This is a genomic window from Streptomyces sp. NH27 (assembly GCF_056859195.1).
In genome coordinates this window covers 1-8,451 of sequence record NZ_JACEGK010000347.1, presented here as the reverse complement: position 1 = coordinate 8,451, position 8,451 = coordinate 1, and the positions used below count along the sequence as shown (strand labels likewise).

The window sequence follows — 8,451 nt, the reverse complement described above, 5'->3', positions numbered from 1 at the left end:
GTTCCACAGCGGGAGTTGAGCAGGACGTGCAGCTCGTAGTCGGCCGGATCGGACGCGCCCACGGCATCAAGGGCGAGGTGAGCGTCGAAGTGCGCACCGACGAGCCGGAACTGCGGCTCGCGCCCGGCGCCGTACTCGCCACCGACCCGGCCGCCACCGGGCCGCTCACCATCGCCACCGGCCGGGTGCACAGCGGCCGCCTCATGCTGCGTTTCGAGGGCGTCACCGACCGCAACGGCGCCGAGGCGCTGCGCGGCACCATGCTGATCGCCGAGGTCGATCCGGAGCAGACCCCGGAGGACCCCGAGGAGTTCTACGACCACCAGCTCATCGACCTCGACGTGGTGACCGTGGACGGCCGCGAGGTCGGCCGGATCGCCGAGGTCTCACACCTGCCGTACCAGGACCTGCTGGTGGTGGCGCGCACCGGAGGTGGCGAGGTGCTGGTGCCGTTCGTCACGGAGATCGTGCCCGAGATCGACCTGGACGCGCAGCGGGCCGTGATCGACCCGCCGCCCGGGCTGCTGGACGAGGCGGACGCGCAGGTCGCCGGCGCGCGGGAAGCGGGCGATGGGCCGGACGCTGGTGACGCGTCCGGTGGGGGCGATGGGTCTGGCGAGGGCGATCCGTCCGGCGAGAGCGGTGAGTCCGGAGAGGGCGATGCGCGGCGCGAGAGCGACGGCGCCTGAGATGCGGATCGACGTCGTCACGATCTTCCCCGAGTACCTCGAACCGCTGAACGTCTCCCTGGTCGGCAAGGCCCGCGCGGCCGGCCGGCTCGACGTCCGCGTGCACGACCTGCGCGGCTGGGCGCGCGACCGCCACCACACCGTGGACGACACCCCGTACGGCGGCGGCCCCGGCATGGTGATGATGACCGGCCCCTGGGGCGAGGCCCTCGACCAGACCCTGGCCGACGGGTACGAACAAGGCGCCCACGAGCCCGTGCTGGTCGTCCCCACCCCCAGCGGCCGCCCCTTCACCCAGGAGACCGCTGTGGCGCTGTCCCGGCGCCCCTGGCTCATCTTCACCCCGGCCCGCTACGAGGGAATCGACAGCCGCGTCACCGCCGAGTACGCCACCAGGATGCCGGTCCACGAGGTCTCCATCGGCGACTACGTCCTGGCCGGCGGCGAGGCCGCCGTCCTGGTCGTCACCGAGGCCGTCGCCCGGCTGCTGCCCGGCGTACTCGGCAACGCGCAGTCGCACGCCGACGACTCCTTCGCCCCCGGCGCCATGGCCGACCTGCTGGAGGGCCCGGTCTTCACCAAGCCGCCGACCTGGCGCGGCCGCGACATCCCCGACGTGCTGCTCAGCGGCCACCACGGGAAGATCGCCCGCTGGCGCCGCGACGAGGCGCTGCGCCGTACGGTCGCGCACCGGCCCGACCTGGTCGAGCGCGCCGACCCCGCGGCCTTCGACAAGAAGGACCGCGAGATGCTCAGCATCCTGGGCTGGCAGCCGGGCCCCGACGGCCGATTTGGGCGCAACCCCGACGCCGTGGAAGAATGACCCGCTGTTGCCTGCCCGGCGCGCGCCCCTGCCACAGGGGGACAGCCGCCGCCCGGTGCCGGGCGACCGCACCGTAGGACAACCCGAACATCCAAAGACGACATGCCGTCGATGACCTGTGGCATCGGCGAGGAAGCGACGAACGACCATGACCAACCTCATCGAGAGCGTCAACAGCGCCAGCGTGCGCACCGATGTGCCGGCCTTCCGCCCCGGCGACACCGTCAACGTCCACGTGCGCGTCATCGAGGGCAACCGCTCCCGTGTGCAGCAGTTCAAGGGCGTCGTCATCCGCCGCCAGGGCGCCGGCATCAGCGAGACCTTCACGGTCCGCAAGGTCAGCTTCTCCGTCGGCGTCGAGCGCACCTTCCCGGTGCACACGCCGATCGTCGAGAAGATCGAGGTCGTCACCCGCGGCGACGTGCGCCGCGCGAAGCTGTACTACCTCCGTGAGCTGCGCGGCAAGGCCGCGAAGATCAAGGAGAAGCGCGACAACTGATCGTTTGACTCTCCCTTGGGACGGGCCGGATAAGCTTCCGCCCCGATGGACAGCGAAGCAGTGACCCCGGAGCGCGACCGTTCCCCCACCGCCGACGAGGCGGATCTGGAGGAGCGGTCGCGTTCCGTCATGAGGCAGCGCCTCGCCGGCTGGTGGGACGACTGGAACCGTACGCTGCTGCTCGCTCTCGCCTGCTGTGCGGCGCTGCTTCTGGTCAGCCACTTCGTGGTGGAGCCGTTCGAAGTGCCCAGCTCGTCCATGGAGAACACGCTGCGGGTCGGCGACCGGGTGCTGGTCGACAAGCTGGCGTACCGTTTCGGCGGCACGCCCCGGCGGGGAGACGTGATTGTGTTCGACGGCAAGGACTCCTTCTCCACCAGCAGCGGCACCGACTACGTCAAACGCGTGATCGGCGTCGGCGGTGACCGCGTCACCTGCTGCGACACCCAGGGCCGGCTCAGCGTCAACGGCCATGCGCTCGACGAGACCTACCTGCACCCGGGGAACGCGCCCTCCGAGGCGCCGTTCGACATCGTGGTGCCCCCGGGCCGGCTGTGGGTGATGGGCGACCACCGCGCCGACTCCGCCGACTCCCGCGACCACCTCGGCGACCCGGGCGGCGGCACCGTACCGGTCGGCAAGGTGATCGGCCGCGCCGAGTGGATCGCCTGGCCGCCCGGTCACTGGACCCGGGTGCGCCGCCCCGCCGTCTTCTCCCACGTGCCCGCGCCGGCCGGTGCGCATGGGTAACCGGGGCCGGCCGCGGGGTACGGACGTGCCGCCCGCGGCGCCGATCAGCGGCAGCCGGGTCGAGCGGCGCAAACTGGCCCGCAAGGTCAAGCGCAAGAGGCGCCGTTCGATGGCCCGCGAGGTGCCGCTGCTGATCGTGGTGGCGCTGGTCATCGCGCTGGTGCTGAAGACCTTCCTGCTCCAGGCGTTCGTGATCCCGTCCGGATCGATGGAGCAGACCATCCGGATCAGCGACCGGGTGCTGGTCGACAAGCTCACGCCGTGGTTCGGCGCCGAGCCGCACCGCGGCGACGTGGTGGTCTTCAAGGACCCCGGCGGCTGGCTGAAGGGCGAGCCCGCGCCCAAGCCGGACCCCGTGGTGGTCAAGCAGATCAAGCAGGCGTTCGCCTTCATCGGGCTGCTGCCGGCCTCCGGCGAGCAGGACCTGATCAAGCGGGTGATCGGGGTCGGTGGCGACACGGTGAGCTGCTGCGACGCCCAGGGGCGGCTGACGGTCAACGGCAAGCCGCTGGACGAGCCGTACCTGTATCCGGGCAACCCGCCGTCGACCATCAAGTTCACCGTGCACGTACCGCTCGGGCGACTGTGGGTGATGGGCGACCACCGCTCGGACTCGGCGGACTCGCGGTTCCACTTGACCGAGGTGATCGACGGCAAGCGCACCGAGGGCACCATCTCCCAGAAACTGGTGGTCGGGCGGGCCTTCGTGATCGGCTGGCCGATCGGGCACTGGGGGCGGCTGAAAGAGCCCTCGACCTTCGGCTCGGTGCCGCAGGCGGACGCGGCGATCCCCGCCCGCACAGCCGGCACGACTATGGTGGATGGGACCGACAGCTCGGCCAACAATGCTCAAAGGACCGACCCGCTCCCGACTCCTGCGGAACTCCCGCTCGTTATGGGAATGGTGGGCCTGCGCCGCTTCCGGGGCAGGCGACGATATCGAATGAGGAGTGGATGTGGGGGACCTGGTGGTCGGCGCGCGGTCCGGTTCCGGCGAGCCCGAGAAGGGGGACGGCCCGGTGCCCCCTGCGGACGGCACGGAGGCCGATGGCGTGGTCCCCGAAGAGACGGCTCGGAACGGCGCGCATGGCGTCCCCTCCGCCGGCAGGGTCCCCGGGCCCTCCGACGGCGGCTACGCGAGCGGCTATGACTCCGGCCGGGACGCCGGGGCGGAGGGCGGATACCAACCCGGTGGCTCGGGCGGCAACGGATACCAGGCCGGTTACGACCCGGGCGCGGGCTTCGGCCAGGACTACGACCCGGGCGCGGGATACGAGCCCGGTTACGTCCCGGTGGCCGGCACCCGGCCGGAGGACGTGGGCGGTGTGAGCGGCGACGGCGCGCGGCGCCACGACTCCGACGGCCCCGACGGGCCCGACGGCCCGGGTGGCGGCGGCGACTCGTCCGATGGTGAGCCCGCGCACGCGGCCGAGCGCAAGCCCCGCTCCTTCTGGAAGGAGCTGCCGCTGCTGATCGGCATCGCGCTGGTGCTGGCGCTGCTGATCAAGACCTTCCTGGTGCAGGCGTTCTCCATCCCGTCCGACTCCATGAACAACACCCTGCTCAAGGGCGACCGGGTGCTGGTCGACAAGCTGACCCCGTGGTTCGGCTCCACGCCGAGCCGTGGCGAGGTCGTCGTCTTCCACGACCCGGGTGGTTGGCTGCCGGAGAACCCGCCGCCGAGCAGCAACGCGGTGGTGCGCGGCCTGCAGAAGACCCTCAGCTTCGTTGGCCTGATGCCGTCGGCCGAGGAGAAGGACCTGATCAAGCGGGTGATCGGGGTCGGCGGTGACACCGTCAGCTGCAAGGGCACCGGTCCGGTGATGGTCAACGGCAAGCCGCTGAACGAGCCGTACGTCTTCCCCGGCAACACCCCGTGCAGCACGGACAGGTCGTTCACCGTCCATGTGCCCAAGGGCCACATCTGGGTGATGGGCGACCACCGCCAGGACTCGCTCGACTCGCGGTACCACATGGACCAGGTGATCGACGGCAAGCACACCGACGGCACCGTCGCGACCAAGCAGGTCGTCGGCCGCGCGATCGTGGTCGCCTGGCCGATCAACCGCTGGGACTGGCTGGGCATCCCCGGCACGTTCTCCCAGCGGGGGATCAACGCGGCCGGCACCGCCGGTCCTGCCGCGGTCGGTGTGGCGGGCGCGATCCCGCTGGTGCTGTTGCGGCGGCGCAGGCTGCTGCGCAAGCACGAGGCGGCCGGCGCGTCCGAGGGCGCGGAGGGCTGACCGGGGCGCGTACCCGACGGGTAGGGTGCGGCTCCATGAGCGCGACACGTACGAGCAGCGGCAAAGTGATATCCAAGGGCCGCGGCAGCACCGGACACAGACTGTCCGGGATTGCCGTGGCCCTTGGCTGCGTGCTCTTCCTGGGCGGCTTCGCCTGGGCCGCGGTCGTCTACCGCCCCTACACGGTGCCGACCAGCTCCATGGAGCCCACGGTCCGTCCCGGCGACAAGGTGTTGGCCGAGCGGATCTCCGGCGACCAGGTGCACCGCGGCGACATCGTGGTCTTCAAGGACAAGCTGTGGGGCGACCTGCCCGAGGTCAAGCGGGTGGTCGGGGTCGGCGGCGACACGGTCTCCTGCTGTGAGGCGCGCGGGCGGCTGATGGTCGACGGCAAGCCCGTCGACGAGACCTACCTGGCCGTGCCCGGCCAGGCGTCGGCGTCGAAGTTCGAGACGAAGGTCCCCAAGGGCGAGCTGTTCCTCGTCGGTGACAACCGCGCGGTCTCCCAGGACTCCCGGCTGCGCCTGGAGGACGCCCAGCGGGGTTCCGTGCCGGCCGGCGACGTGAAGGCCCGGGTGGAGGCTACGGCGTGGCCGCCGGGCCGGGTGGGGACGGTGCAGCGCACCTCCGCCTTCGACGGGCTCTCCGGCGGTGGAGCGTCCCCCCATGGCCCGCTGCGCTGGCTGGTGGCAGTGATCGCGGCCGGGGTGCTGCTGATCCTGGGCGGGGCCGCGTACCCGCCGCTGGCCGACCTCGCCCGGCGGCGGGCGGGCTGACGCTCCTACCGCGATACGGCGGTGTGCGGCTCCGGCGGTGTCCCGGTAGCGCACAATGGGGTCACGTACGGCTGAAGGGGAACATGCCATGAGCGCCGAGGACCTCGAAAAATACGAGACCGAGATGGAGCTGAAGCTCTACCGGGAGTATCGCGACGTCGTCGGCCTGTTCAAGTACGTGATCGAGACCGAGCGGCGCTTCTACCTCACCAACGACTACGAGATGCAGGTGCACTCGGTCCAGGGCGAGGTGTTCTTCGAAGTGTCGATGGCCGACGCGTGGGTCTGGGACATGTACCGGCCGGCTCGCTTCGTCAAGCAGGTCCGGGTGCTCACCTTCAAGGACGTGAATATCGAGGAGCTGAACAAGGCGGACCTCGATCTGCCGTCGGACGACTCGGGATTCAACAGCTGAGGCCGCCGGGGTGAGGCCGGGCCGAGGCCGGGGTGAGGCCGGGTGAGGGCCGGTTCTGGGAGCTATCCACAGGCCGTCTTTCAAGATCATCTTCGATGGGCCATCTTCTGTCACAGTGAGTGACGGAGGTGGTACTCATGAACGCACGAGGTGCGCTGGGGCGGTACGGAGAGGGCGTGGCCGCCAGGACGCTGCAGGACGCAGGGCTGGACATCCTGGAGCGGAACTGGCGGTGGGGCCGGCGGGGTGAGATCGACATCGTCGCGGCCGACGGCGATGCGGTGGTGGTGTGCGAGGTGAAGACCCGCCGGGAGGGCGGCCATCAGCACCCCATGGCGGCGCTCACCCCGGTCAAGGCGGCCAAGCTGCGGACGCTCGCCGAGCGATGGACCGCCGAGCACGGCGGGGCGCCGCCGGGCGGCGTCCGGATCGACCTGGTCGGAGTCGTGCTGCCGGTGCGCGGCGCGCCCCGGGTCGAGCACGTGCGGGGGGTGGCGTGATGGGCTTCGCGCGCACATGCTCGGTCGCCCTGATCGGCGTGGAAGGCGTCGTGGTCGAGGTCCAGGCCGACCTGGAGCCGGGAGTGGCCACGTTCGCCCTGGTCGGTCTGCCGGACAAGAGCCTGGTGGAGAGCCGTGACCGGGTGCGCGCGGCGATCGTGAACAGCGGGGAGACCTGGCCGCAGAAGAAGCTCACCGTGGGGCTGAGTCCGGCGTCGGTGCCCAAGGGCGGTTCCGGCTTCGACCTGGCGGTGGCCTGCGCCGTGCTGGCCGCGAGCGGCCGGATCGCGCCGAGTGCCATCGCCGACCTGATGATGATCGGCGAGCTGGGGCTCGACGGGCGGGTCCGCCCGGTGCGCGGTGTGCTGCCGGCCGTGCTCGCCGCGGCCGACGCGGGATACCGGCAGGTGGTGGTGCCCGAGCGCACCACATCCGAGGCGGCCCTCGTGCCCGGCGTCTCGGTGCTGGGCGTACGCAGTCTGCGCCAGCTTGTCGCGGTGCTCAACGACGAGGCGGTGCCCGAGGAGCCGGAGGAGGGCGTCGCGGCCGGGCGGGAGCGACCCGACCCGATGCTGGCGGGGCTGGCGGTGCCCGGTGGCGGTGCCGGCGCGGGGCTGGGCGGAGGCGGTGCGTTCGCCCGGACCGGATTCGGCGGCGGCGGATTCGGCAGCGCGGACTTCACGAGTGCGGGTGGCGGCGGCCTCGGTGGGGATCAGCACGGACCCGACCTGGCCGATGTCGCCGGGCAGCGGGCGGCCCGGCTCGCCCTGGAAGTCGCCGCGGCCGGCGGCCACCACCTCTATCTGAACGGTCCGCCGGGTGCGGGCAAGACGATGCTTGCCGAGCGACTCCCTGGCATCCTGCCGCCGCTCACCCGCCAGGAGTCGCTGGAGGTCACCGCGGTGCACTCGGTGGCGGGCATCCTCCCGACCGGCCGCCCGTTGGTCGACATCCCGCCCTACTGCGCGCCGCATCACTCGGCCACGATGCCCTCGCTCGTCGGCGGCGGCAGCGGACTGCCGAGACCGGGCGCGGTCTCGCTCGCTCATCGTGGGGTGTTGTTTCTTGACGAGGCGCCGGAGTTCAGCTCGCAGTCGCTCGACGCGCTTCGGCAGCCGCTGGAGTCCGGCCATGTCATCGTGGCCCGGGCCGCCGGGGTGATACGGCTCCCGGCCCGCTTCATGCTGGTGCTGGCCGCGAACCCGTGCCCGTGCGGGCGGTATTCGGTGCTCGGCGGGGGCTGCGACTGCTCGCCGAGCGCGGTGCGGCGCTATCAGGCCCGGCTGTCCGGTCCGCTGCTGGACCGGGTCGACCTGCGGGTGGACGTCGAGCCCGTCAGCCGCGCCGAGCTCATCGGGCCGGGCGGCGAGGGCACGGCCGGGGAGTCCACAGCCGCGGTCGGCGTCCGGGTCCTGGAAGCCCGGGCCAGGGCCGCCGCCCGCTACCAGAACACCCCCTGGCGGCTGAACAGCGAAGTGCCAGGACACGAGATGCGCACCCGCTGGCATGTCGCCGCCGGCGCCCTGCGTGCGGTCGAGCGCGACATGGAGCGCGGCCTGCTCACCGCCCGCGGCCTGGACCGGGTGCTGCGTGTGGCCTGGACCCTCGCCGACCTCGCGGGCGCCGACCGCCCGACACCCGAACACGTCCTGCTGGCACTCCAGTTGCGCACCGGGGTGAGCAGGGGAGTGCCGGCTGTGGCGGGAGGAGTGTGATGGCGGGGGAGGAGGAAGCCGCGGCGTGGGGTGGGGAGTTG

General features: G+C 71.9%; 9 protein-coding genes and 1 pseudogene. All 10 read left to right on the top strand.

Annotated features, from left to right (window positions below):
* Nucleotides 1–26 precede the first annotated feature (26 nt).
* Complete coding sequence (rimM, locus tag AC13HU_RS25150) at nt 27–689, top strand: ribosome maturation factor RimM (RefSeq protein ID WP_483044215.1); 663 nt, start codon at nt 27–29, stop codon at nt 687–689.
* Nucleotide 690: 1 nt separating this feature from the next.
* Nucleotides 691–1,512: a tRNA (guanosine(37)-N1)-methyltransferase TrmD gene (gene trmD / locus AC13HU_RS25145; RefSeq protein WP_483044214.1), complete on the top strand. Its 822-nt coding sequence runs from the start codon at nt 691–693 to the stop codon at nt 1,510–1,512.
* 148 nt (nt 1,513–1,660) lie between these two features.
* A complete protein-coding gene (gene rplS / locus AC13HU_RS25140) occupies nt 1,661–2,011 on the top strand; it encodes a 50S ribosomal protein L19 (protein WP_328470019.1) in 351 nt (116 codons plus the stop codon).
* A gap of 45 nt (nt 2,012–2,056) precedes the next feature.
* The gene (gene lepB, locus AC13HU_RS25135; protein ID WP_483044213.1) at nt 2,057–2,761 is read left to right on the top strand and encodes a signal peptidase I; all 705 of its coding nucleotides are present in this window, start codon (nt 2,057–2,059) and stop codon (nt 2,759–2,761) included.
* Nucleotides 2,754–3,911 (top strand): signal peptidase I, encoded by a 1,158-nt coding sequence (lepB, locus tag AC13HU_RS25130; RefSeq protein WP_483044212.1) that lies wholly within the window; start codon nt 2,754–2,756, stop codon nt 3,909–3,911. Before lepB (AC13HU_RS25135) ends, lepB (AC13HU_RS25130) begins: the two co-directional genes overlap by 8 nt.
* Nucleotides 3,814–5,004 (top strand): signal peptidase I, encoded by a 1,191-nt coding sequence (lepB, locus tag AC13HU_RS25125; protein WP_483044211.1) that lies wholly within the window; start codon nt 3,814–3,816, stop codon nt 5,002–5,004. Before lepB (AC13HU_RS25130) ends, lepB (AC13HU_RS25125) begins: the two co-directional genes overlap by 98 nt.
* 35 nt (nt 5,005–5,039) lie before the next feature.
* The gene (gene lepB, locus AC13HU_RS25120; protein WP_483044210.1) at nt 5,040–5,780 is read left to right on the top strand and encodes a signal peptidase I; all 741 of its coding nucleotides are present in this window, start codon (nt 5,040–5,042) and stop codon (nt 5,778–5,780) included.
* An 88-nt stretch (nt 5,781–5,868) separates the two neighbouring features.
* Complete coding sequence (locus tag AC13HU_RS25115; protein WP_033173060.1) at nt 5,869–6,195, top strand: DUF2469 domain-containing protein; 327 nt, start codon at nt 5,869–5,871, stop codon at nt 6,193–6,195.
* 88 nt (nt 6,196–6,283) lie between these two features.
* Nucleotides 6,284–6,695 (top strand): annotated as a pseudogene (locus AC13HU_RS25110) (YraN family protein).
* Complete coding sequence (locus AC13HU_RS25105; RefSeq protein WP_483044209.1) at nt 6,695–8,410, top strand: YifB family Mg chelatase-like AAA ATPase; 1,716 nt, start codon at nt 6,695–6,697, stop codon at nt 8,408–8,410. The pseudogene AC13HU_RS25110 and the gene AC13HU_RS25105 overlap by 1 nt, the downstream one beginning before the upstream one ends.
* Nucleotides 8,411–8,451 lie beyond the last annotated feature (41 nt).

Excerpts from the sequence above, each read along its gene's own strand:
- trmD (WP_483044214.1), top strand. The coding sequence starts at position 691 with ATGCGGATCGACGTCGTCACGATCTTCCCCGAGTACCTCGAACCGCTG.
- rplS (WP_328470019.1), top strand. The coding sequence starts at position 1,661 with ATGACCAACCTCATCGAGAGCGTCAACAGCGCCAGCGTGCGCACCGAT.
- lepB (WP_483044213.1), top strand. The coding sequence starts at position 2,057 with ATGGACAGCGAAGCAGTGACCCCGGAGCGCGACCGTTCCCCCACCGCC.
- lepB (WP_483044212.1), top strand. The coding sequence starts at position 2,754 with ATGGGTAACCGGGGCCGGCCGCGGGGTACGGACGTGCCGCCCGCGGCG.
- lepB (WP_483044210.1), top strand. The coding sequence starts at position 5,040 with ATGAGCGCGACACGTACGAGCAGCGGCAAAGTGATATCCAAGGGCCGC.
- AC13HU_RS25115 (WP_033173060.1), top strand. The coding sequence starts at position 5,869 with ATGAGCGCCGAGGACCTCGAAAAATACGAGACCGAGATGGAGCTGAAG.
- AC13HU_RS25105 (WP_483044209.1), top strand. The coding sequence starts at position 6,695 with ATGGGCTTCGCGCGCACATGCTCGGTCGCCCTGATCGGCGTGGAAGGC.